Here is a 23,762-nt window from a genome sequence, read left to right on the forward strand (position 1 = left end):
GTGGCAAGCCTTAGCCGCCGGATATCAACAGGGCGTCGGCATATCCGCGCGCCATGACCGCCTGACGGGCGCTCTCGGCCGCCGCCTGATCGATCCAAGGTCCGACCAGAACCCGGTATCCGCCGCCGGTCTCGTCCACCTTGGCCCGCGCGCCCAGCCGTTCGGCGATTCGCTGGGCCGCACCCGGATCGCGGAAGGCGCCCGCCTGCACCCAATAGGATCCGCCAATGGGGGCGACCGGCGTCGGAACGGCCTGCGGCGGCGCATAGGCCGGCGGCGGCGTATAGGGTGGTTGTGGCGTGTAATAGGGTTGAGGCGTCGTCTGGATCGGCGCGGGCTGAACATTCGCCATCTGCACGGTATGCGGCTCGCCCGTCCTCGGGGCCTCGGCCCTCAGGACCGTGCCGCCGCCCAAACGCGGCGCCTGGCCCAGATAGCGCACCCGCACCCGCGCCACGCCGTCGCGCCGCATATCCAGTTCGTCCGCCGCTTCGCGCGACAGGTCGATGATGCGCCCATCCACGAACGGGCCGCGGTCGTTGACCCGCGCCACGATCCGCCGCCCGTTGTTCAGATTGGTCACCTCCACCAGGCCCGGCAGCGGCAGGGTCTTATGCGCCGCGGTCAGGGCGTGCATGTCGAACCGCTCTCCGGTCGAGGTCGGGCGGCCGTTGAAGGCGTCGCCATACCAGGACGCCATGCCCACCTCGTCATAGTTCGGCTGGTCCTTGGGCGTGTACCAGCGCCCGCGCACCTGATAGGGCCGCATCGTGCCCGAAACGATAGGCGCCGGATCCTTGACGACCGGGATGCCGCCCGCCCCGCGCGCGCCCCCCAAGCTGGAACAGGCCGCCAGCAGCGAGAACAGCCCCAGCACCAGGGCGCCGCGCATCCATCGTCCAGCCGTCATCCGCCTCGCCTCGTCTCCGTCGCTGTTAAAAACAGGATGAACGAAGACATTTCCGCTTTGGTTAACGTCCCCTTCCCCTGCTATGGCGTCCGCTCCGCTCGACGCGGCGAGGAAGTGTGGCCGAGTGGTTTAAGGCACTGGTCTTGAAAACCAGCGACGGTGTGAGCCGTCCGTGGGTTCGAATCCCACCGCTTCCGCCGTCTCCCATGTCTTAAGCCCTTGCGTCTGCCCGCCCGGACGTTAGGAACCGGCTCCCCTTTCAGGAGCGCGGCCATGACGGCGACGAAACCGATGACCATCGGCATCGACTTCGGCACGACCAATACGGTCGTGGCCTTGAGCGATGCGGACGGCGTCGCCCATCTGGCGACGTTCGACGCGGTGGAAGGTCAGACCACCACCTTCCGTTCGGCGCTCAGCTTCCAGACCCATCCCGGCGTGGACGGCCAGCCGCCCGAGCGGGTGGTCGAGGCCGGGCCCTGGGCCATCGCCGCCTATGTCGAGGATCCGCTGGACACACGGTTCATCCAGTCGTTCAAGACCTTCGCCGCCAGCGCCGCCTTCACCGAAACCCGCATCGACAACAAGCGCTACGCCTTCGAGGATCTGCTAGCGGCCTTTCTGCTGCGGCTGCGTCATCATGCGGGCGACGCGCTGGACGCCATGCCGCCGGCCGTGGTCGTGGGTCGTCCGGTCACCTTCGCCGGCGGCAATCCCGACGAGGCGCTGGCCTTGGGACGCTATCAGGCGGCCTTCCAGCGGCTCGGCTTCACCGACATCCGCTACGCCCATGAGCCGGTGGGAGCCGCCTTCTACTTCGCACGCAAGCTGACGCAGGACGCCACGGTCTTGGTCGCCGATTTCGGCGGCGGCACCAGCGACTTCTCCATCATCAGGTTCGAGCGGACGGACGACGGTCTGCGCTCGACGCCCCTGGCCCGTTCGGGCGTCGGCGTGGCGGGCGACGCCTTCGACTATCGGATCATCGACCAGTTGGTGTCGCCCGAACTGGGCAAGGGCGGATTGTACAGCTCGGTCGGAAAGCAATTGCCGATCCCGCAGCGGTATTATTCCGCCTTCGCCCGCTGGGACCAGTTGGCCCTGTTGCGCGCATCGCGCGACATGCGCGACATCCGGGCCCTGGCCCGCACCGCGCTGGAGCCGGAGAAGATCGAACGCCTGATCGAAGTGCTGGACGACAACCACGGCCACGACCTGTACCGGGCCGTGTCGACCCTCAAGATGGCCCTGTCCGCCAATGACACGGCCACCTTCCGCTTCCACGCCGGTGACGTGCACATCGAAAAGCCGGTCGCACGCGTGGAGTTCGAGGGCTGGATCGCGCCGGAACTGCACGCCATCGAAGGCGCCGTGGATCAGGCGATGGCGCGCGCGGGGCTGGCGCCAGACGGCATCGACCGGGTCTTCCTGACCGGCGGCACCTCGTTCGTGCCAGCCGTTCGCGCCATTTTCCAGAACCGTTTCGGCCAAGACCGCATCGAAACGGGCGGCGAATTCGAATCCATCGCCGCCGGTCTGGCCCTGATAGGCCGCGAACCCGATCTGGACCTGTGGAGCGAAAAGGTCGTCTAGAACCGAACCTAAAACCCCTGCGCCCGCGCCACCCGTTCGGCGTGGAACCCGGGGTCTCCCAGCAGTTCGTTCAGCACCCGTACCCGCTTCATGAACAGACCGACGTCGAACTCGTCGGTCATACCGACGCCGCCGTGCATCTGCACCGCTTCCTGCACCGCCAGTTCGGCGACGCGGCCGGCCTTGGCCTTGGCGATGGACGCGGCCAGCGAGGCGTTATCCCGCCCCTCGTCGATGGCCAGTTGCGCACCCAGCGTCGCCGCCCTCGCCAGTTCCAGTTCCGAGAACAGATGCGCCGCCCGGTGCTGCAGCGCTTGGAACTCGCCGATCAGCTTGCCGAACTGCTTGCGGGTCCGCAGATAGTCCATCGTGACCTTGAACGCCTGGTCGCCCGCCCCGGTCAGGGTGGAGGCCGCGCAGGCCCGGCCCAGCGTCAGGGCGCCGTCCAGCAGCGCCTCGCCCTGCCCCACGTCGCCGATCACCGCATCGGCGTCGACCGACACGTCGGTCAGGGTGATGCGCGCGGCGTTGTGCGCGTCCACCATGGCCGTGCGTTCGACCGCCACGCCCGCCGTCGCCGGATCGACCAGAAACAGGGTCACGCCCTCCTCCGCCCTGGCGACCACGATCAGGGCGTCCGCCACATGGCCGTCCAGCACGAACGCCTTGGCGCCGTTCAGCCTGAAGCCGTTGCCCGCCCGCTCGGCCCGCGTGGCGATGCGCGACGGCGCGTGTTTGGCGCCCTCGTCCACCGCCAGGGCCAGGATCGCTTCGCCCGCCGCGATCCGGGGCAACCAGCCCTGCTGCGCCTCCGATCCTGCGTCCATCAGAACCTTGGCCGACAGGACCGACGACCCCATGAACGGCGACGGCGTCAGGGTGCGCCCCAGGCTCTCGGCGATCACTCCGGCCTCGACGGCGCCCAGCCCCATGCCGCCCATCGCCTCGGGGATGATGACGCCGGCGAACCCCATCTCTCCGAACGCGCGCCACAGGTCGCGCGACACGCCGTCGGGATTGCGGTCGTCCCTCAGCCTTCGCAGATGGGCGATGGGGGCGTTCTCGTTCAGGAAGCCGTCGGCGGCGTCCTGCAACATCGTCTGTTCTTCGGTCAGGATCAGGGGCATGGGTTCAGTCTCCTGACTGCGCAGCGAAGTATGAGAAGGCGAGATAGATCGCCTGATAAGCGGGTGACGCCAGGAGGGCGACTTCCTGCGATGGTGACGGTCGTGGCGAGAATTTTGCCAGCCCGGCGACAATTAAAGCCACCCCGGGCGCGAGAAAGAAAAACTTGGCGCTCCAAGTCGGTGCAAGTTCGCTCCAAGACATGCCCCATCCCATAGGCGTCAGCATGAAGAAGCTCAGCATCCCGCTGAGAACGACGCCGACTACCGCGATACCGAAAGGCAAAGGCCGTTCTATTACGCCTGTCACCTTCACGCTCCCGGCAGCTGCAGCAGGTGTTTGGCGATGATGTTCAACTGAACCTCGCTGGTCCCGCCCTCGATGGAGTTGGCCTTGGTCCGCAGCCAGTCGCGCGCCGCCTTGCCGTCATGCGAACGCTCGCCCTCCCATTCCAGCGCATCGGCCCCGCCTGCCGCCATCAGCAGTTCGTGCCGCCGCTTGTTCAGCTCGGACCCATAGTATTTCAGCATGGAGGCGATGGCCGGATGCGCCTGTTTGGCCTTCACCTGATCCCCGACCCGCTCCATCGCCAAGCGGAAGGCGGCGGCGTCGATCTCCAGGTCCGCGATTCGGGCGCGCAGCATCGGCTCGTCCAGTCGCCCGGCTTCGTCGGCCCCGATGGCGTCCAGCGCCACCTGCCCGACCGGCCGCCCGCCGCCGACCTCGCCCATCGCGCCGATCATGGTCCGTTCGTGCGCCAGCAGATATTTGGCCACATCCCAGCCCCGGTTCAGCGTCCCGACCAGGTTCGCCTTCTCCACCCGCACATCGTCGAAGAAGGTCTCGCAGAAGGGCGACTTGCCGCTGATGAGGGTGATCGGCCGCGTCGTCACGCCCGGCGTCCTCATGTCAAACAGCACGAAGCTGATGCCCAGATGTTTAGGCGCATCCGGGTCCGTCCGCACCAGGCAGAAGATCCAGTCGGCCTTGTCGGCATAGGAGGTCCAGATCTTCTGGCCGTTGACGATCCAGTGGTCGCCCCGATCTTCAGCTTTCGTCTGGATCGACGCCAGGTCCGACCCGGCGCCCGGCTCGGAATAGCCCTGGCACCAACGAATCTCGCCGCGCACGATCTCGGGCAGGAACCGCGTCTTCTGTTCCTCGGTCCCGAAGGCCAGCAGCGCCGGGCCCAGCATCCAGACGCCGAAACTGGCCAGGGCCGGCTGCGCCTTGATGCGCCGCAGTTCCGAGGCGAGCACCTTGGCCTCCTCGCGGCTGAGCCCCCCGCCGCCGTATTCCTTCGGCCATTCCGGCGCGGTCCAACCGCGCGCGCCCATCCGCTCCAGCCATTGTTTGTGCGCCGGGGTCTTGAACGTCGGATTTCGCCCGCCCCAGATCATCTCGTCGTCGGCCATCGGCCCGCGACACTCGGCCGGGCAGTTGTCAGCCAGCCATGCGCGGGTCTCGGCGCGGAAGCGCTCCAGGTCGGTCATGCATCGTCTCCCTTTCGTCCCCGCTGACGGCCTCAACCGCCGCGAAAAGATCGTTGGAAACGAGCTTATCTTCGAAATCGCCCGCTTAGGAAGCGAAACCTGAATGCCGATCACCTAGAGCCTGATCCGATGAGATGGAATCGCTTCGCGATTTCATCGATGCGGTGAATCAGGCTCCAGGTTTCGGCGAGAGCCTGATTCTGGGTTCAGTCGGAACTGCAAGGCGGTTCCGTCTAAAACGACCATTCTCTGGCTGACATAACGTCAGATCAGCCCATGCCCCTTGGGCAGTTCGGCATAGCGGTGGACGCGCGTGGCCATGACCAGCCCAAAGCCGATCATCACCGTCAGCATCACCGTGCCGCCATAGGACAACAGCGGCATCGGCACCCCGACGACAGGCGCCAGCCCCATCACCATCGCCCCGTTGATCAACACATACAGGGCGAAGGTCGCCGTAACCCCCGACGCCGCCAATCGTCCAAAGTGACTGTGCGACAGCGACGCGATCCTAAGCGAGATCAGGATGATGGCGGCATAGCAGGCCAATAGGGTGAAGGTGCCCACGAAGCCGAACTCCTCGGCGAAGGCGGCGAAGATGAAGTCGGTCTGGCGTTCGGGCAGGAACTCCAACTGGCTCTGGCTGCCCAGACCGAAGCCGCGCCCCAGCGGCCCGCCCGACCCCATGGCGATCTTTGACTGCACGATCTGATAGCCCTTGTCCGCCATATCGGCCTCGGGGCTCAGGAAGGTCAGCACGCGGTGGCGCTGATAGTCGTGCATCCCGAACATGACATAGGGCGGAACCAGCACCGCCGCCGCTACGATCAGCGGCACGATGATCCGCCAGCTCAGTCCCGCCACGAACATCATCGCCGCCCCCGTCAGGCCGATCAGCATGGCCGAGCCCAGGTCCGGCTGGTGCGCGACCAGAAGGAACGGCAGGCCGATGATCCCGACCGGGAAGATCAGCTTCCAGTGGAAGCTGGCCTCCTTGGCCGAGGCGCCGTGATACCAGCGGGCCAAGGCCAGAACGACGCCGATCTTCATGATCTCCGACGGTTGGATGCGGGTGAAACCCAGATCCAGCCAGCGCGTCGCCCCCAACGCATGATACCCCAGCGGCGTCTCCACCAGCGCCAGCAGAACCAGCGCCAGCCCATAGATCGGATAGGCCAGGGCGAACCAGTAGCGGATGGTGATCAACGACAGCGCCAGCATCAGCGCCAGGCACATGCCGAAGCGGATCAGGTGTTTGGCCGCCCACGGCGACCACGATCCGCCCGCCACCGAATACAGCATCAGGGCGCCGGTGCCGGCGACCACGCACAGCAGCGCCGTCAGCCGCCAATCGATCTGACCCAGCTTGGTCGAGACGCGCTCGCGCTCGCCGGGTCGCGACAGGGCCGAGGCGGTCAACGGCCCGGCTCGGACAGATAGGGGCGCGGGCCGCTGGTCGCGCCGGGGGTCGTGCGCGTCGGCTCAGGGGCGGCGACCACGTCCGGCTCGGGCGCCGCGCCCACCACCCCGTCCTCGACGATGGCGTCGCCGGTCGGCTCGGGCGGCAGGGGCCGTTCGATGCGGGCGCGCATGTCCGGGTCCTTCAGCAGGACCGTGCGCATCACCTCGCGCGCGCGCGGCGCGCCGGCCGTGGCCCCGCCCTTGCCCCCGTGTTCGACGATGACCGCCACCGCATAGCGCGGCGCATCCACCGGGGCGAAGGCGACGAACAGATTGTGGTCCTTCAGCGCCCAGATGTCGCTCTTGCGTGAGCCGGTGCCATAGTTGCGCACCTGGGCCGTGCCGGTCTTTCCGGCCATCTGGATATCGCCCAGGCCCAGCTGACTCTGGCGATAGGCGGTGCCGGATCGGTCGTTCGCCACCGCGATCATGCCCTGGCGCACATATTCGATATGTTCGGGCTTGAACGGCAGGTCGGGCGCCTCGGCGCCGCTGGGCTGTTCCACCCCGCCGATGGACTTGATCAGACGCGGCTGCAACGCCTTCTTGCCGTTGGCCAGACGCGAGGTCATGACCGCCAGTTGCAGGGCGTTGACGGTGATCGCCCCCTGGCCGATGGCGACAGAGGTCGTCTCGCCGGGGTGCCAGACCGGATCGCGCGGGAAGGTCCGCGCCTTCCATTCGGTCGAGGGCAGCAGCCCCTTCTTCTGATTGTCCACCCCGATGTCGAAGGTGTGTTCGAACCCGACCGCCAGCGCCGCCTTGCGGATATTATCCACGCCCGCCCGGTTGCACATGGCGTAGAAATAGACGTCGCAAGAGTTCTTGATGGCGTTGTGCATGTTCTGCACGCCGTGGCGGCCCCAGCAGCGCTGCACCCGGTTGCCGGTGCGATAGGCGCCGGTGCAGACCACGGTGATGTTGGGATCGACCCCGGCTTCGAGCAGGGCCAGCGCCGTTGTCGGCTTGAACGTCGATCCGGGCGGGAAGGTGCCGTTGATCGTCTTGTCCAGCAGCGGCTTGCGCTCATAGTCGGCCAGGGCGCGATAGGTCTTGGTCGGCACCCCGCCGACGAACAGGTTCGGATCGAACGACGGCGCCGACATCATGCACAGGATGTCGCCGTTGCGCACGTCCATCACGACGCAAGCGCCTGATTCGTCGCCGAACACCTCCAGCGCCCGGTTCTGCACGTCGGCGTCCAGCGTCAGCACGACTTCCTTGCCGGGGACGGCCGGGCGCGATCCGCCGATGTCCTCGGCGACCACGCGCCCGCGCGCATCGACCTCGACCCGGTTGCCGCCCGGTTCGCCGCGCAGCGACAGGTCCAGCGCCTTTTCTACGCCTTGGCGCCCGATGCGGAAGCTGGGGTTGAACAGCAGCGGCGGCGGCTGCTGGCCCTTGTCGCGCAACGCCTTGACGTCGCGGTCCGACACCTTGGCCACATAGCCGACGACGTGAGCGAAGGCCCCGCCGAACGGATAGTAGCGGGCCTCGTTCATATCCACCATCACGCCGGGCAGTTCGTTGGCGTACTGATTGACCTTGGCGAACTCCTCCCAGGTCAGGTCGCTCTTGACCGGCACCGGGTTGAACTTGGACGCCGCATTGACGTCGCGGATGATGGCGCGGCGGCGCTCCAGCGTGTCGGGCAGAACCTGACCCAAGAGGTCCAGCGTCTGGTCCAGATCCTTGGTCTCGTCGCGCACGACCAGCACGCGGAAGCTGGGCCGGTTGCCGGCGATGACGACGCCGTTGCGGTCCTTGATCAGACCGCGCGGCGGCGGGACCATGCGGAAGTTGAACTGGTTTTGGGACGACAGGGTCGCATATTCCTGGGCCTGCACGACCTGCAGTTGGCCCAGCCGGCCGATCAGCGCCGTGATCCCCAGCGCCGTGGCCCCGCCCACGATGAAGGTGCGCCGCAGGAAGGAGCCCTGCCGCTCGTTGACGTCTTCGAAGAAGATGGAGGGTTCGCCGCTCATCGGAACCGAATATCCCCGTCATCGAACCGGTCCAGCATCCAGTTGGCCACTGGATACAGCATCAGCGTCGGCGCGATCTGCGCGATCAGCGGCACGATGGCCGGCGCATTGGCCGCCCGCACCGCCACGATCATATAGGCCAGTCCAAAAGCGCCCAGCGTGCACGCCGCATAGGCGCCGAACCGGATCAGCCTCTCATGCCCCGCCATCAGGCTGCGCGACATCAGGACCGTGAAATAGACCGCCATCAGGCACAGCGCCCACAGCCCCAAGGGCGCGTTCCAGAACAGGTCCAGAAACAGGCCCAGCGCGAACAGCACCGCCGGCGCCGTCATCGACGGCCGGATCAGCGGCCAAGCGAAGGCCAGGATCATCGGCGCGACCGGCTCGGGCAGATGCAGACCGAACACCTGCACCGGAGTCGCCAGAACGACAGTGGCGGCCACGGCGGCCAAGGCCGGATAGACGATCCACTGCAGGGGCCCGACGACGCGAACCGCGACCGGCCGTCTCACAGCGCCCCCCCCGGCGCCGGCGCGGGCGCGGGCGTCCCTGCCGGGACAGCGGGGTTGGCGGCCGGCGTCTGCGGCGTTCGTGCAGACGGCCGAGGCGTTGACGGCGCCGTACGGGTCGTGGCGGCCGCAGGCGGAGCGGCCGGAGGGGATTCAGCGACGGCGGCGGCGGCCCTCGCCCGCTCGGCCTGTTGCTGGGCCTGGGCCTGTTGGGCGGCCTGACGACGCGCAGCGGCGTCGCGAATGGCGCTCAGTTCGGCCGCGTTCGGCTCCGGCGCCGTGGTCAGGCCCGCCAGCGGCGGCGCGTTCAACGCCTCGGGGCTGACCAGCTGGCCGAAGCTCTGGAACAGCAGCACCCGCACATAATCCACCGCGCCGTGGTCGCTGAACAGTTTGACGCGCCAGGCGCCGTCCACGCCCTTGGCCGCCACGCCGATCGGCAGGCCGCGCGGCAGGCCGCCGCCGTCGCCCGAACTCAGGATACGGTCGCCTGCCTGCACCGCCCCGGCGCCACGGATGAACTCCAGACGCGGGCTGTCGCCGCCGTCGCCGGTCAACATGGCGCGCGCGTCGGTGCGTTCGATCATGACCGGCGTGCGCGACGCCACGTCGGTCAGCAGAACCATCCGACTGACGCGCGGGGTGACGCCCGTGATCCGTCCGACCAGGCCGTGTTCGCTGATGACCGGATTGCCGATCCGCACGCCCTGGGCCGAACCGACGTCCAGCAGTTTGGCGCGATTGAACGGGCCGCGCGCGTCAGAGATCGCCCGCCCCGTCGCCATGGCCACCGCCGGTTCGACCCGCAGGCCCAGCATGGCTTCGTAGCGGCTGTTGACGTTCTTCAGGGCGATCGCCTGGTCGCGCCATTCACGCAGTTCGGCGTTTTCGGCCTTCAATCGACGGTTCTCGCCGATCGCGAAGAAATAGCCGCCGATATAGTCGCGCACGCCTCCGGCCCAGCGCACGGGCGCCGCCAGAACGCCGCCGACCGGCCCGGCGGCCGTCTCGAACCCGCCGCGCGCCGCGCCAACGCTGGAGCCGCCCTCGGCCGTCGGCCGGTCGCCCAGCAACAACACCACGGCCCCGACGATGGCCACGACTGCGACCACCGCGGCGGTCCAGACCAGCGGCACCTTGATGTTCTCAAAAGGTCCGTCGCGAAACGCCACGGGCGACCTTTCACTCAAAAGGATTGGAATCGGCGGGACGCCACCCGCCGCACGCCCTGCCTATCGCAAAATCAAGGCCGGAATGGAACCGTGATCGTGCAGGTCGGGCAAGGATTTGCGGCCAAGCTTTCACCCGGCCGCCATGGGGTCGAACCGCGAGATCAGAGCGCGGAGTCGAGCACGCCCTTCATCCAGCGCGGATGTTCCAGCACGCGGCCGCAGCCGATGGCCACGCACGACAGCGGATCGTCAGCCACCGAGACCGGCAGGCCGGTATGGTCGCGGATTTCGACATCCAGGCCACGCAGCAGAGCGCCGCCGCCGGTCAGCATAATGCCCTTGTCGGCGATGTCGGCGGCCAGTTCCGGCGGGGTGGCTTCCAGCGCGACCTTCACGGCCTCGATGATCTGCGTCACCGGCTCGGCCAGGGCTTCGGCGGCCTGGCGCTCCGAGATACGGACTTCGCGCGGCACGCCCTGCATCAGGTCGCGGCCCTTGACCTCGATCGACAGGCCTTCGCCGTCGGCCGGGATCCGGGCGGTGCCGATGTCCTTCTTGATGCGTTCGGCGGTCGTTTCGCCGATCAGCAGATTATGGTTGCGACGCATGTAGCTGATGATGCTGTCATCCATCTTGTCGCCGCCGACGCGGACCGAACGCGAATAGACGATGCCCGACAGCGACAGCACGGCGACTTCCGTCGTGCCCCCGCCGATGTCGACGACCATCGAGCCGGTCGGCTCGTGGATGGGCAGGCCGGCGCCGATCGCGGCGGCCATCGGCTCGTCGATCAGGCCCACGCGGCGGGCCGAGGCGTTCAGGCAGCTGTCGTTGATCGCGCGGCGCTCGACCGCCGTGGCGCCCGATGGCACGCAGACGATGATCTTGGGGTTCACGAAACCCTTGCGGTTATGCACCTTGCGGATGAAGTGCTTGATCATCTCTTCGGCGACTTCGAAATCGGCGATGACGCCGTCGCGCATCGGGCGGATGGCTTCCATGTGGCCCGGCGTGCGGCCCAGCATCTGCTTGGCCTCTATCCCTACGGCGTGGACCACCTTGCGGCCGCCAACGTTTCTCAGCGCCACGACGGAAGGCTCGTTCAAGACGATGCCCTTGCCCTTCATGTAGATCAGGGTGTTGGCGGTGCCCAGGTCCATCGCGATGTCATTCGAAATCGCGCCGAAAAGGGAAAAACTCATGGGAATCGATACCGTTGTTAGCTGGCCAGGGCGTCTTCAGTGTTCGCAGTCGACTTGGCGACGCCCCAACTGCCCCGACATCCCCACGCCGGACAGTTCCTGATCTTCGCCACGCCTACCGACGGCGGGTTTGCCTGTAAGAAAACGGGAATACAAGCCCCGATGACAGTCTCGTCATAACAGAAACCCGCAGGGACCTTGCGCGCCAAAGAGCGGCGGACCGCCCTTGCCCCGCTCGCGGTCCCCGGATCGTCAGACGGCGGACAATCCTTCGGCCTCCAGCACCCGCTGCACGGCCGGTCGGGCCTGCATCCGGTCCAGGTGATCGTTCAGCTTGGGGAACCGCGCCAGGTCCAGGAAGCCGGCCTGCCGCCCCCAGCGCGTGAAGACGCTAAGATAACCGTCCGCCACCGTATAGGCGTCGCCCATGACCCACGGCCCCTTGAACAGGGCGTCTTCCGCCAGCCGGTATTTGACCAGGGCGGCCTCCAGCGCCGCTGCCTTGGCTTCGCCCTCCAGCGGCGGCCGCGCGAACAGGGCGCGCGACACCGCCGGATGCAGCGACGCCCCCAAGAAGCCGTTGAAGGATTGCATCTTGCCGAAGTTGAAGCTGGAATTGTTGTCGGCCAGATTCGCCTCGGGATGGGTCTGGGCGACATAGCCCATGATGACCAGGTTCTCGGTCAGCACGCCCTCGTCCGTCACCAGGGCCGGGGTGACGCCCGCCGGATTGATCGCCAGATAATCGGGTGTCTTCTGCTCGCCCTTCTTCAGGTCGATCCTGATCGCCTCATAGTCCGCGCCCGCCTCTTCCAGGGCGATGTGCGAGGCCATGGCGCAGGCGCCGGGCGAATAATAGAGCTTCACCATCGTCTTCAGTCTCCTCTGGCGGCTTCTCGCCGCTTGACCAGTTCCCGCACGACCAGCATCAGCGCCAACCAGGCCAGGGCCACGCCCGCCAGTATGGCCGACGTCCAGATTCCATCGCCGCTGACCGCGGTCATGAAGGACCCGCCGAAGAAGGCCACCAGGGCCGTCTTGGGCAACACGCCCAACGCGCAGCCGGCCAGAAAGCCCATGAACGACGCCCGCGCCGCGCCGAACGCCATGTTCACGACGATGAAGGGCGCCGACGGCACATTGCGTATCATGAAGCTGGCGTAGAAGGCGTTCTTGCCGACAAACCGCGTCAACCGTCCGACCGTCTTGCCGCCGTGCCGTTCCAACAGCCTTGCCGTCGGCCCACGCCCCAGCCAATAGGTCACGCCCGCCGACACCACGGTCGCGATCCAGCTGTAGAGAAAGCCGAACCAGGGTCCGAACGCCACCACGCAGGCGGCGATCAGGATGAACTGCGGCGCGCCGAAGAAGGCTGAGACGGTGAAGACAACGACGGCCGCGACCAAGCCCCATGGCCCATGGCGGAACCCGGCCAGCCAGGCTTCCAACTGCTCCTCGGCGTCCAGACCCAACTGGCTCTTTCCTACCGCGAACAGGGCGATCATGGCGCCCAGCAGCAAGGCCGTCGCCAGCACCGCGCGCCAGCGACGCGCCTCCATGTTCGACAGGAAATCGATGATCCAACGCATCAGACCGGCCGCTTATCACCCGTCGGCTGCATTAGCGAGCGCCAGCGCATTGTCCCAGGCGGCGACGGCGCGTAAACAACCCCGCCTCCCCGGCATGAATCTTTCAAATCGACGGGATTATGATGTCCAGCCTGCAATCTTCCGCCCTCGCCCGCGTCAAGCCTTCGGCCACCATCGCCGTCACCGCGCAGGCCCGGAAGCTTAAAGCAGAAGGCCGCGACGTGATCGGCTTGGGCGCCGGCGAACCCGACTTCGACACGCCCGACAACATCAAACAGGCCGCCATCGACGCCATCAATCGCGGCGAGACCAAATACACCGACGCCGACGGCATGCCCGAGCTGAAGGCCGCCATCGTCGCCAAGTTCAAGCGTGAAAACGGCCTCGATTACACGGCCGCCAACATTCACGTCGCACCGGGCGGCAAGCCGGTCATCTTCAACGCCCTGGTCGCCACCCTGAACCCCGGCGATGAAGTCATCGTGCCTGCCCCCTATTGGGTCAGCTATCCCGACATGGTGCTGCTGGCGGGCGGCGAGCCGGTCATGGTGGTCGGAGAGGAGAAGGACGGCTTCAAGCTGCTGCCCGCCACGCTTGAGGCCGCGATCACGCCTAGGACGCGCTGGCTGATCCTGAACAGCCCGTCCAACCCGACGGGGGCCGCCTATACCCGCGCCGAACTGGAGGCCCTGGCCGAGGTGCTGCGCCGCCACCCCCACGTCTGGGTGCTGACCGACGACATGTATGAGCACCTCGTCTATGGCGACTTCGAATACACCACCATCGCCCAGGTCGCGCCGGACCTGATCGACCGCACACTGACGGTCAACGGCGTGTCAAAGGCCTATGCCATGACGGGCTGGCGCATCGGCTATGCCGGCGGCCCCAAGGGCCTGATCGACCTGATGCGCAAGGTGGCCAGCCAAACCACCTCCAACCCCGCCAGCATCAGCCAGTGGGCGGCGGTCGAAGCTTTGAATGGCCCGCAGGGATTCATCCCTGAGCGCAAGGCCGCCTTCGAGAAGCGCCGCGATCTGGTCGTGTCGATGCTGAACCAGGCAAGCGGCATCACCTGCGCCACGCCTGAAGGCGCCTTCTACGTCTATCCTTCCATCGCGGGCCTGATCGGCAAGACGACGGAGAGCGGCGCGGTGATCGATGGCGACTCGACCTTCGCCGCCGAACTGCTGAACGCCGAGGGCGTGGCCGTGGTCCAGGGCGAGGCCTTCGGCCTCAGTCCCTATTTCCGCATCAGCTACGCCACCTCCGACGCGGTGCTGGAAGAGGCCTGCACCCGCATCCAGCGCTTCACCGCCTCGCTGCGCTAATCCTGGTCGTCAGGCCGTCGCAGGTCCGAAATCGGATGTGCGGCGGCCTGGCCCCTGGCGTGGTCCCTGGCGCAGGGCGGACTGAACCCGGTTGATCAGTTCGCTGCGACGGTAGGGTTTGCCCAGCACGTCCATCGCCTCCGCCTGCGGGCCGTCCAGCGCCATCTGATCGTTGTAGCCCGTCGTCATCAGGATCGCGGCGGCCTCGCTGCGCTCCCTGATCTGGTTTGCGAACACCAGGCCGTTCATGCCGCCCGGCATCACCACGTCGGTGAAGACCAGATCGAACGGGTTGCCTTCCCTCAGGGCCGTCTCGAACAGGGTCAGCCCCTCCTCCCCGCTCAGCGCCACGGCGACCTCATAGCCGGTCTCGACCAAGGTGTCGCGCGCCAGGGAGGCGATCTCGGCGTTGTCGTCCACCACCAGGATGCGCGGCGGGGCGGCGTCGTCGACCGCATCGGGCCGATAGCGCGAGGTCGGCGCCTCGGCCCCATCCTCGTTCGTCACGGCGACGGGGAAGATCAGACGAACGGTCGTGCCGTCGCCCGGCTGGGATTCGATCTCCAGACGACCGCCGGACTGCTGGGCGAACCCATGCGCCATGGCCAGCCCCAGCCCGGTTCCCTGCCCCGTCGGCTTGGTGGTGAAGAAGGGTTCGGTCGCGCGCGCCAGGACATGTTCGGCCATGCCGTCGCCGTCGTCCGCCACGGTCAGCGTCACATAGTCGCCAGGCGTCAGATCGCGCGAGGCCGCATCGCCGTTCAGCGTAAGCGTCTCGGTGCTGACCGTCACCGCGCCGCCGTGACCCGAGGCGTCGCGCGCATTCACCAGCACGTTCAGCAACGCCATCTCCAGATGGACCGGGTCCACCATCACGCGCGGCAGGCGCCGACGCAGGTGCAGCGACAGGTCGATCTTGGACCCCACGGCGCTGTCCAGCAGGTCTGAGATGGAGTTGACCAGTTCGGTCAGATCCACGCCCTTGGGTTCCAGCCGACTGCGACGCGCAAAGGCCAGCAGTTGCTGCGTCAGCTTGGCGCCCCGGTCGGCCGCCGTCGAGGCCACGCCGACGAACCGCTTCACCCGCTCCACATCGTCGGGCGCGGCGGCGATCCGCTCCAGACTGCCGCCCACCACCTGCAACAGGTTGTTGAAGTCGTGCGCCAGACCGGCGGTCAACTGGCCGATGGCCTCCATCTTCTGGGCCTGACGCGACACCTGCTCGCTTTCGCGGCGGCGCGTCACATCCAACTGGCTGGCGAAGAAATACAGCAGTTCGCCATGCTCGTCGAAAATCGGCCCCATGAAGACCGCGTTCCAGAACGGGCTGCCGTCCCGGCGATAATTCAGGATCTCGACCGCAATCGCCCGCTTGGCCGCCACCGCGTCGCGAAGCTCGCCAACCGTGTCACGGTCGGTCTGGGCGCCCTGCAGGAAACGGCAGTTGCGCCCGACCACCTCAGCCTCTTCATAGCCCGTCAGGTCCAGCAAGGCGTTATTGGCGAAGGCGATGGGATTGTCGGGCTGACGCGGGTCCGAAATTATCATCGGCATCCGCGTCATCTGGATCGCCGCGAAGAAGACGTCGCCCTGATCGCCGAACCCCGGCTCGGTGATGGTGCTTTGGCGCCAGTGGCTCAGATGCGGCCCCTCGTGCGCGCCCGTCGTGTCCTTGCTTTTGTCGGTCATGATCGGAGCAACGCGATGAGGGGCCGTGGGTTCGTCACGGCCGGCTGGCCATGCCCAGTTTGACCGGCTTGGCGTCGTCGGACGCCCCGCCCCCGCGCCGTACGCCCCACAGCAGGATGATCGGCGCGCCGACGTAGATCGACGAATAGGTGCCGATCACGATGCCGAACATCAGGGCGATGGAGAAGCCGAACAGGGCCTCGCCGCCGAAGATAGCAAGCGCCGCCAGCACCATGACGGCGGTGACGCCGGTGATGATGGTCCGCGACAGGGTTTCGTTCAGCGACAGGTCGATCACGTCGCGCAGCGGCATGGTCTTGTATTTGCGCAGATTCTCGCGAAGGCGGTCGAACACGACGACGGTGTCGTTCATCGAATAGCCGATCACGGTCAGGACGGCGGCGACCATGTTCAGGCTGAACTCCAGCTTGAACAGCACGATCAGGCCGAACGTCAGGATCACGTCGTGCAACAGGCCGACCACGGCGCCGAACCCGAACTGCGGTTCGAACCGGAACCAGATGTAGAGGAACATCAGGCCGATCGCGACGCCCAGGGCCAACAGGCCCGAGGTGAACAACTCGCCCGAAACCTTGGAGCCGACGACGCTGACGCCGGAATAGGCGACCTGGCCCACCGCATTGCTGATGGCGCCTTCGACCTGCTGGACCACCTGCGTCTGGTCGCGGCCTTCCGGCACCTGGAAGCGAAGGATTGCGGTCGATCCGTCATCGGCGTTGGTGTCGCGTCGCGCGATGCCCTGCACCTGCACGTCGCCCAGGTTCAGGCCGTTCACGGCCTCGCGCACACGATCCAGCTGGATTTCCTGGCCGGCGGGCTTGGACACTTCCATCGAGGCGCCGCCCCGGAAGTCGATGCCCATGTTCAGGCCCGGCACGAAACAAGACACGATCGAAGCCACGCACAGCAGGATTGAAACCACGCCGGCCGCGCGGGAATATTTGACGAAATGGAAGTTCGTCGTCTGCGGCAGCAGTTTGATAAGGGGCCATCCACGCATCGACGTCACTCCGCGATCGGCAGTTTTTTGGGCTTGGCCTTCTTGAGCCAGTAGCCGAGCAGGACCTGGGCGACCAGGACCGAGGAGAAGACCGAGGTGAACACGCCGATGGTCAGGGTCCAGGCGAAGCCGCGCACCGGCCCTTCCCCGAACACGAACATGATGCCGGCGGCGACCAGGGTGGTCAGGTTTGCGTCGATGATGGTGCCCATGGCCTTGTTGAAGCCGGCGTCCATCGAGGCGATCACGCTGCGACCCGCGCGGGCCTCGTCGCGCATCCGCTCATAGATCAGCACATTGGCGTCCACGGCCACCGCGAAGGTCAGGATCAGACCCGCGATGCCGGGCAGCGTCAGCGTCGCCTGCGTCAGCGACATGGCCGCCACGATCAGCACGCCGTTCAACACCAGGCCGACCACCGACACGCCGCCGAACAGCAGACCGTAGGCCAGGATCATGAACACCACGATGATGACGAAACCGACCGCCGTGGACAGGGCGCCGGCGGCGACCGCGTCCGCGCCCAGTTCGGCCGTCACGGTGCGGCGCTCCTCCACGTTCAGCGGCGCCGGCAAGGCGCCCCCGTTCAGCAGGTTCACCAGGGTCGAGGCTTCCTGGATCGAGAAGTTGCCGGTGATCTGGCCGGAGCCCGAGGTGATCGCGCTCTGGATCGTCGGGGCCGAAATCACCTTGCCGTCCAGGATGATGGCGAAGGGTTTCTGCAGGTTGGCGGCCGTCGCCTCGCCGAACCGGCGCGCGCCGGCGCCGTCGAAGCGGAAGTCGATGGCCGGACGCCCGCTCTGGTCCGAACCAACGCCCGCGCGGGTCAGGTTCTCGCCCGAAACCAGCACGCGCTTCTTGACCAGATAGGGGGTGCCGTCCTCGCCTTGCAGCAGTTCGGAATCCGGCGGCACGCGGCCGGCCAGGGCGTCGTTCACCGAGTTTTCGACATCCACCATCTGGAAGGTCAGTTGCGCCGTCTGGCCGATGACCTCCTCCAGCTTGGACGGATCGCTCTCGCCCGGCGCCTGGACCACGATCCGGTCGGCGCCCTGGCGGGTGATGGAGGGTTCACGCGTGCCCAGGCTGTCGATCCGGCGGCGCACCACCTCGATCGACTGGTCCACGGCCGTCGCGCCCATGCCGTTCAGTGCGGCGTCGGTATAGGCGAAGCGGACGCGGCCGTCGCCCAGGCGAGTCGCGGCGCGCTCGACCTGACCGCCCGGTCCGGTCTGTCCGCCCAGCTGCTGCAGCGCCTTGAACGCCGCGTCGGTCTGGGCCGGATTGGCCAGGGTGGCGACCACGCCGCCGGCTTCACGCTGGAAGCCGTTGGTGGCGATGCCCGCGCCGCTCAGCGTTACGCGCACGTCCTCGATCAGGTTGGTGACGCGCTTTTCGCGCATCTTCGGCACGTCGACTTCCAGCAGCAGGTACGACCCGCCCTGAAGGTCCAGCCCCAGGTTCAGCGCGTTCCTGGGCAACCAGCCTGGCAGCGCCTCTCGCTGGGCCGGGCTCAACAGGTTGGGATAGGCCAGCAGGCAGCCGATGATCGCCGAAGCGACGACGAGGATGACTTTCCAGCGCGACAGCTGAATCATGAGGGCGGTCTCGGTTCAGCGATACGCGAGCGTATCAGGCCTTGGAATCGTTGGCGGCGATGGCGGTGCGGTTGCGCACCTCGGCGATCATGGACTTGACCACGCGGACGTTGACGCTGGGCGCGATCTCGACGTTGACCTCGGCGTCCTCGACGCGCGTCACCTTGCCGATCATGCCGCTGCCCAGAACGACGGTGTCGCCGCGCTTCACGGCGCCGATGGCGGCGGCGTGTTCCTTGGCGCGCTTCTGCTGCGGACGGATCAGCAGGAAGTAGAACAGGATGAAGATGCCGATGATGGGCGCAAAGCCGATCAGTTGCGCCATCAAGCCGCCGTCAGCTGCTCCGCCCATGGGTAGTCTCCGAATACCAAAAGGGCGGCCCTCGTCGGCGCGCCCATTAAAACGAGGCGCGGAACCTAGTTCTGGTCATTGCAGAATGCAACGCGGCTAAAGCGTCAGCGCGGCAATACGGTCAGGGGATCGACCGCGACGGGGTCGTCGCCACGCATCTGGCGCGTCTCGAAGTGGATAGAGGGGCGCCCGTCGCCAGCCGTCAGGCCCACGGTGCCGACCTGCTGGCCCGCCCGCACGTCGTCGCCATCCTTCACCGTCGCCGAGCCCAGATGGCCATAGACGGTGCGCCAGCCGTTGGCGTGTACGATCAGGACCGTCAGACCCTGACCGACCAGATCGCTGCCGACATAGGCCACACGGCCGGGCGCCGAGGCGCTGACCGCCGCGCCGGCCGAGGCGCCGATGTTGATGCCGTTGTTGCGCTCACCCATGCCGACGGGGCCGAAGCGGCGAACGATGTCGCCCCGCACGGGCCACAGCAGATTCGGCTGGCCGGCAGCGACGGCGCTCTGCGCGCCTGGCGCCTGGGCGGCGCCCGACGAAAACGGCTGCGTCACCGGCCTTGTCTGCACCGGCAGCGCCGCATTGCCCGAGGGCGGCGGCGGCGGCGGCGGGACCACGCCGTTGTTGGGCACCAGAACCCCGACGGGCGAGGCGCCGGTCGCATAGGGATCGCTTCCCGTATCCACCGCCGCTTGCGGCAGGATGATTCGCTGACCCGAAGTGATGGCGCCGCGCGGCCCCAGGCCGTTCAGGTCGATCAGGGTCTGCACCGGGGTCTGGAACCGACGCCCCACGCCCGAGATGGTGTCGCCCGGCTGAATCACATAGGCCGCGCCGGGTCGAACCGGCCCCGACGGCGCAATGGACGGCGCAGGGTATGAAGGCTGAGAGGCGGCCGGCGTAGAGGTCGGCTGGCCGTGCGTCACCGTGACCGGCGGCGGAAGGGCCCCGCCCTCCACCTGACCAACGGGCGCCGTCGCTGGCGGCGGCGATTCATAGGGCGCAGGACGTGCGGGCTGACCCTGCGCCACGCCCGGATAAGCCGACTGCCCGGCCCCTGCGGGCGGATAGGCCCCGCGATCCGGCGCCGGCGCGGGCGCCGCATGGGTGGAGTACCTCGGTTCGGACGGATAGGTCATGCAGGCCGCCGCGCTCAGCGAAGCTCCCGCGATCAACGCCGCTCTCATCCAGCCCGAAATCACCGCCACCGGCCGCTCCTCGCATGGTTAAACTCGCCCGCCCGGTGTGCCCGCTCGCGCCCCTTAAGCCAACCCCGCAATCGTCGCGGAATTGGGGCGTGAAGGTTAATGCGCTACAAGTTCACATCCACGGTGACACGCCGGTTGAGCGGCTCGCGCACATCTCGGTCGGTCGGCTTGGCCAGCGCGCGCGTTCCATAAGGTCGAATCTCAATTCGAGCAGGCTCCAATCCGAGCCGGACCAGCTCCGTCGCCATAGACTGAGCGCGTCTCGCGGAAAGCTCGTCGCTAAACGCCTGCCCCTCTGCTGTGTCCATGTGAGCAGCGATCACCACACGATAGCTGTCAGGTCCATAACGCTGGACGTAGCCGGCTACCTCCCTGGCCGTTTCATATCCCTTGGGCGAGAGATCGGCCTTTCCATAGGGAAAATAGTCCAGGAACGGGTGCGCCATCGCCGGTGACGACAAGGCGATGCTCGACGATGCGAGGACTGCCAGCGGCCATTTCATGTCCGCAAGGTTCGCCCGAAAGAGCCTTAGAGACAAGTCACCCTTCCTTCGCCGTTCCCTCGACCAGCGGCACGAACCGCACTTCGGTCAGGCTTTCGCGGCGGAAGGAGCCGTCGCCCTGGCCGACGTAGCGATGCAGCATCTGCACCGAGGTCCGGCCCACCGGCGCGACCAGCACGCCGTTCGGCTTCAGCTGTTTCAGCAGTTCGGTGGGCTCGGTCGGCGAGGCGGCCGTGACCATGATCCGGTCGAACGGCGCCTGTTCGGCCCAGCCCAGGCCGCCGTCGCCATGTTTGGTGATGACGTTTTCGATGTCCAGCGCGCGCAGCCGCGCTTCGGCCTCGACCAGCAGGCTGCGGTATCGCTCGACGGAATAGACATAGCGCGCCAGGCGGCTGAGGACCGCGCACTGGTATCCGCTGCCGGTTCCGATCTCCAGCACCCGGTGCCGGGCCTGGACCTCCAGCGCCTGGGTCATCAGGCCGACGATATAGGGCTGGCTGATCGTCTGGGCGCAGTCGATGGGCAGGGCCTGGTCCTCCCAGGCCTGATCCAGGAACTTCTCGTGCACGAAGACCGCCCGGTCGATGCTCTCCATCGCCTTCAGCACGCGCGGGTCCGTCACACCCTGCTGACGCAGCGACAGGATCAGCCGGCCGGCGCGGTCGTCGTGCAGGTTCATGCGGCGGCGGGCGCCGTCTTGGGCGGCGCCCCGCCCAGCACCTTCTTCAGGTCATAGACGCTGGACATATGCGTCAGGTCGATATGCAGCGGCGTGACCGATATCCGCCCCTCGTCGATGGCGCGCAGGTCCGTGCCCTCGGCGTGTTCGCGCTTTTCGCCGCGGAAGCTCATCCAGTAATAGTCGCGTCCGCGCAGATCGGTGCGGCGCACGGCGTGCATCTCGCCCACGTCGCGGAACCCTTGCGTCGTCACCTCGACCTGATCCACATCCTCGGGTCGGCGGTTGGGGAAGTTCAGGTTCATCACCACGCCCGGCGCCCATTTCTGCGCCAGCAACCGGCCGATGATGGCGGGCGCAAAGGCTTCCGCCGTCTCCCAATGCGCTACCACCTCGTCGTGGAACCGCTCCAGGCTCTGGCTCAGAGCGATGGAGCGGATACCGAAGGCCATCCCCTGCAGCGCGCCGGCCACCGTGCCGGAGTAGCTGACGTCCTCGCCGATATTGTGCCCGCGATTGACGCCCGACAGCACCAGATCGGGCTTCTCCGGCATCAGGTCGTTGACCGCCAGCACGACGCAGTCGGTCGGCGTCCCGGTCACGGCGAACCGCTTTTCGCCCGGGTTCAGCACGCGCAGCGGCTCGGTCAGGGTGATCCCCCGCCCCTTGCCCGACTGTTCAACGGCGGGCGCGCACACCCAGACATCGTCGCTGATCGTCCGCGCGATCCGCTCCAGACAGGCCAGACCCTCGGCCTCGATCCCGTCGTCGTTGGTCAGAAGAATTCGCACTCTAAACTCCGCTCATCCCCGCGAAGGCGGGGACCCCGTTCTGTCGCTCGGCAGTGCGTTGGATCGAAGGCGCGCGAACATCATCCGCCCCTCGCCCAAAGCACTGGGTCTCGGCTTTCGCCGGGATGAGCGGAAAGATCATTGACCGCCGCCAACGAACTGAAGACCGCCCATATAGGGCTGCAGCACCGCCGGCACCGCGATCCGCCCGTCGTCCTGCTGATAGTTCTCCATGATCGCCACCAGCGTCCGGCCGACCGCCAGGCCCGAGCCGTTCAACGTATGGACGAACTCGGTCTTCTTCTCGCCGGCCCGCTTGAACCGCGCGTCCATGCGTCGCGCCTGGAAGTCGCCGCAGTTCGAGCAGCTGCTGATCTCGCGATAGGTCCCCTGGCTGGGCAGCCAGACCTCCAGATCGAAGGTCTTCTGCGCCGAAAAGCCCATGTCGCCCTTGCACAGCAGCATCCGCCGGAACGGCAGCTCCAGCGCCTTCAGCACGGCTTCCGCGCACTGCGTCATCCGCTCATGCTCGGCGTTGGAGTCCTCCGGCCGCGTGATCGACACCATCTCGACCTTCGAGAACTGGTGCTGACGGATCAGCCCGCGCGTATCGCGCCCCGCCGACCCCGCCTCGGCCCGGAAGCACGGCGTCAGCGCCGTCATCCGCATCGGCGTCGCCAACTCGTCCTCGGACAGGATGGTCTCGCGCACCAGATTGGTCAGGGAGACTTCGGCGGTGGGGATGAGCCAATGGTGCGTGCGATTTGCCAATTGCTCAATCATCGCCGCACTGAATTCGGCGTCGGTCTTACCTTCGGCAGATAACCCTTTTTGCCAAATTGCCGGATCAATCACAGTGGATGCGTTGAAAAGGTCTTCGGCAAACTTCGGCAGTTGCCCAGTCCCAAACATCGCATCGTCACGCACCAGCAGCGGCGGGTTCACTTCCAGATAGCCGTGCTGATCCGTCTGCAGGTCCAGCATGAACTGGCCCACGGCCCGTTCCAGCCGCGCCAGCTGCCCCTTCAGCACCGCGAACCGCGCGCCCGACATCTTGGCCGCCGCCTCGAAGTCCAGCATCCCCAGGGCCTCGCCCAAGTCGGCGTGATCCTTGGCCGGACCGGTGCGACGCGGTTCGCCCCAGGTCGAGACCTCAACATTGCCCGCCTCGTCCTCACCGTCCGGCACATCCTCGGCCGCCAGGTTCTTCTGCGCCGCCAGCAGGTCGCGCAGTTCCTTGCCGACGCGCGCCTCGACCTCGGCCGCCGCCGCGATATCGCCCTTCAGCGCCTCGACCTCGGCCTTCAGCCGATCCGCCTCGGCCATGTCCTTGCGCCCCATGGCGGCGCCGATCAGCTTGGAGGCAGCGTTGCGCTTAGCCAGGGCGTCCTGCCCCGTCGTCTGGGCGTTACGCAGTTCGCCGTCCAGCCGCAGGATGTCGGCCGTCAGCCCGTCGGCCTCGTCCACCCCGCGCGACGACCAGCCCGCCACGTAAACCTGGGGGTTCTCGCGAATGGCTTTGATGTCGTGCATGGTCTGAAA

General features: G+C 67.0%; 22 protein-coding genes and 1 tRNA gene. 3 read left to right on the forward strand and 20 right to left on the reverse strand.

The window, feature by feature from the left end; all coding sequences use genetic code 11:
- Positions 1-10: 10 nt before the first annotated feature.
- Positions 11-910 carry a septal ring lytic transglycosylase RlpA family protein gene (locus KZX42_RS02535; protein WP_248116785.1) on the reverse strand — a complete coding sequence of 300 codons (900 nt, stop codon included), beginning with the start codon at positions 908-910 and terminating at the stop codon, positions 11-13.
- Between the two features lie 110 nt (positions 911-1,020).
- Between KZX42_RS02535 and KZX42_RS02540 the strand changes: the two genes are divergently transcribed.
- Both KZX42_RS02540 and KZX42_RS02545 read left to right on the forward strand, forming a co-directional pair.
- Positions 1,021-1,107, forward strand: a tRNA-Ser gene (locus KZX42_RS02540).
- Positions 1,108-1,183: 76 nt separating this feature from the next.
- Positions 1,184-2,503, forward strand: coding sequence for an Hsp70 family protein (locus KZX42_RS02545; RefSeq protein ID WP_248116787.1), 1,320 nt, complete (start codon positions 1,184-1,186; stop codon positions 2,501-2,503).
- 8 nt (positions 2,504-2,511) lie between these two features.
- Here the strand turns inward: KZX42_RS02545 and KZX42_RS02550 are convergent, their stop codons facing one another.
- From KZX42_RS02550 to KZX42_RS02595, 10 genes are all read right to left on the reverse strand, one after another.
- Positions 2,512-3,630: an acyl-CoA dehydrogenase gene (locus KZX42_RS02550; protein WP_248116789.1), complete on the reverse strand. Its 1,119-nt coding sequence runs from the start codon at positions 3,628-3,630 to the stop codon at positions 2,512-2,514.
- A 4-nt stretch (positions 3,631-3,634) separates the two neighbouring features.
- Complete coding sequence (locus tag KZX42_RS02555; RefSeq protein WP_248116791.1) at positions 3,635-3,913, reverse strand: hypothetical protein; 279 nt, start codon at positions 3,911-3,913, stop codon at positions 3,635-3,637.
- Positions 3,914-3,939: 26 nt separating this feature from the next.
- A complete protein-coding gene (locus KZX42_RS02560) occupies positions 3,940-5,121 on the reverse strand; it encodes an acyl-CoA dehydrogenase family protein (RefSeq protein WP_248116793.1) in 1,182 nt (393 codons plus the stop codon).
- Between the two features lie 264 nt (positions 5,122-5,385).
- Positions 5,386-6,540, reverse strand: a complete 1,155-nt coding sequence (gene rodA, locus KZX42_RS02565) for a rod shape-determining protein RodA (RefSeq protein ID WP_248116795.1) — start codon at positions 6,538-6,540, stop codon at positions 5,386-5,388.
- Complete coding sequence (mrdA, locus tag KZX42_RS02570) at positions 6,537-8,567, reverse strand: penicillin-binding protein 2 (RefSeq protein ID WP_248116797.1); 2,031 nt, start codon at positions 8,565-8,567, stop codon at positions 6,537-6,539. Before mrdA ends, rodA begins: the two co-directional genes overlap by 4 nt.
- Positions 8,564-9,082 carry a hypothetical protein gene (locus KZX42_RS02575; RefSeq protein WP_248116799.1) on the reverse strand — a complete coding sequence of 173 codons (519 nt, stop codon included), beginning with the start codon at positions 9,080-9,082 and terminating at the stop codon, positions 8,564-8,566. Before KZX42_RS02575 ends, mrdA begins: the two co-directional genes overlap by 4 nt.
- The gene (mreC, locus tag KZX42_RS02580) at positions 9,079-10,251 is read right to left on the reverse strand and encodes a rod shape-determining protein MreC (protein ID WP_248116801.1); all 1,173 of its coding nucleotides are present in this window, start codon (positions 10,249-10,251) and stop codon (positions 9,079-9,081) included. The genes KZX42_RS02575 and mreC overlap by 4 nt, the downstream gene beginning before the upstream one ends.
- A 161-nt stretch (positions 10,252-10,412) precedes the next feature.
- A complete protein-coding gene (locus tag KZX42_RS02585; protein WP_017504801.1) occupies positions 10,413-11,453 on the reverse strand; it encodes a rod shape-determining protein in 1,041 nt (346 codons plus the stop codon).
- 252 nt (positions 11,454-11,705) lie between these two features.
- Positions 11,706-12,323 (reverse strand): glutathione S-transferase N-terminal domain-containing protein, encoded by a 618-nt coding sequence (locus KZX42_RS02590; protein WP_248116803.1) that lies wholly within the window; start codon positions 12,321-12,323, stop codon positions 11,706-11,708.
- A gap of 5 nt (positions 12,324-12,328) precedes the next feature.
- A complete protein-coding gene (locus KZX42_RS02595; protein ID WP_248116805.1) occupies positions 12,329-13,042 on the reverse strand; it encodes a VTT domain-containing protein in 714 nt (237 codons plus the stop codon).
- Between the two features lie 122 nt (positions 13,043-13,164).
- On the opposite strand from KZX42_RS02595, the gene KZX42_RS02600 reads away from it, so the two are divergent.
- Positions 13,165-14,370 carry a pyridoxal phosphate-dependent aminotransferase gene (locus tag KZX42_RS02600; protein ID WP_248116807.1) on the forward strand — a complete coding sequence of 402 codons (1,206 nt, stop codon included), beginning with the start codon at positions 13,165-13,167 and terminating at the stop codon, positions 14,368-14,370.
- Between the two features lie 9 nt (positions 14,371-14,379).
- On the opposite strand, the gene KZX42_RS02605 is transcribed toward KZX42_RS02600, so the two are convergent.
- The 9 genes from KZX42_RS02605 to serS form a co-directional block, all read right to left on the reverse strand.
- The gene (locus KZX42_RS02605; RefSeq protein WP_248116809.1) at positions 14,380-16,059 is read right to left on the reverse strand and encodes an ATP-binding protein; all 1,680 of its coding nucleotides are present in this window, start codon (positions 16,057-16,059) and stop codon (positions 14,380-14,382) included.
- Positions 16,060-16,093: 34 nt separating this feature from the next.
- Positions 16,094-17,080 (reverse strand): protein translocase subunit SecF, encoded by a 987-nt coding sequence (gene secF / locus KZX42_RS02610; protein WP_248116811.1) that lies wholly within the window; start codon positions 17,078-17,080, stop codon positions 16,094-16,096.
- A 5-nt stretch (positions 17,081-17,085) separates the two neighbouring features.
- A complete protein-coding gene (gene secD, locus KZX42_RS02615; protein WP_248116813.1) occupies positions 17,086-18,678 on the reverse strand; it encodes a protein translocase subunit SecD in 1,593 nt (530 codons plus the stop codon).
- A 34-nt stretch (positions 18,679-18,712) separates the two neighbouring features.
- On the reverse strand, positions 18,713-19,030 hold the full coding sequence (gene yajC, locus KZX42_RS02620) for a preprotein translocase subunit YajC (protein ID WP_248116815.1): 318 nt from the start codon (positions 19,028-19,030) through the stop codon (positions 18,713-18,715).
- 104 nt (positions 19,031-19,134) lie between these two features.
- Positions 19,135-20,244: a M23 family metallopeptidase gene (locus tag KZX42_RS02625; protein WP_248116817.1), complete on the reverse strand. Its 1,110-nt coding sequence runs from the start codon at positions 20,242-20,244 to the stop codon at positions 19,135-19,137.
- Between the two features lie 104 nt (positions 20,245-20,348).
- A complete protein-coding gene (locus KZX42_RS02630; RefSeq protein ID WP_248116819.1) occupies positions 20,349-20,747 on the reverse strand; it encodes an OmpA family protein in 399 nt (132 codons plus the stop codon).
- Positions 20,748-20,784: 37 nt separating this feature from the next.
- Entirely contained in the window at positions 20,785-21,429 is a 645-nt protein-coding gene (locus KZX42_RS02635; protein ID WP_248116821.1) for a protein-L-isoaspartate(D-aspartate) O-methyltransferase, read from the reverse strand.
- Positions 21,426-22,220, reverse strand: coding sequence for a 5'/3'-nucleotidase SurE (surE, locus tag KZX42_RS02640; protein WP_248116823.1), 795 nt, complete (start codon positions 22,218-22,220; stop codon positions 21,426-21,428). The genes KZX42_RS02635 and surE overlap by 4 nt, the downstream gene beginning before the upstream one ends.
- A gap of 138 nt (positions 22,221-22,358) precedes the next feature.
- The gene (serS, locus tag KZX42_RS02645) at positions 22,359-23,753 is read right to left on the reverse strand and encodes a serine--tRNA ligase (RefSeq protein ID WP_248116825.1); all 1,395 of its coding nucleotides are present in this window, start codon (positions 23,751-23,753) and stop codon (positions 22,359-22,361) included.
- Between the last annotated feature and the right edge of the window lie 9 nt (positions 23,754-23,762).

Source organism: Brevundimonas sp. EYE_349, from assembly GCF_023147505.1.
Classification (GTDB): Bacteria; Pseudomonadota; Alphaproteobacteria; order Caulobacterales; family Caulobacteraceae; genus Brevundimonas.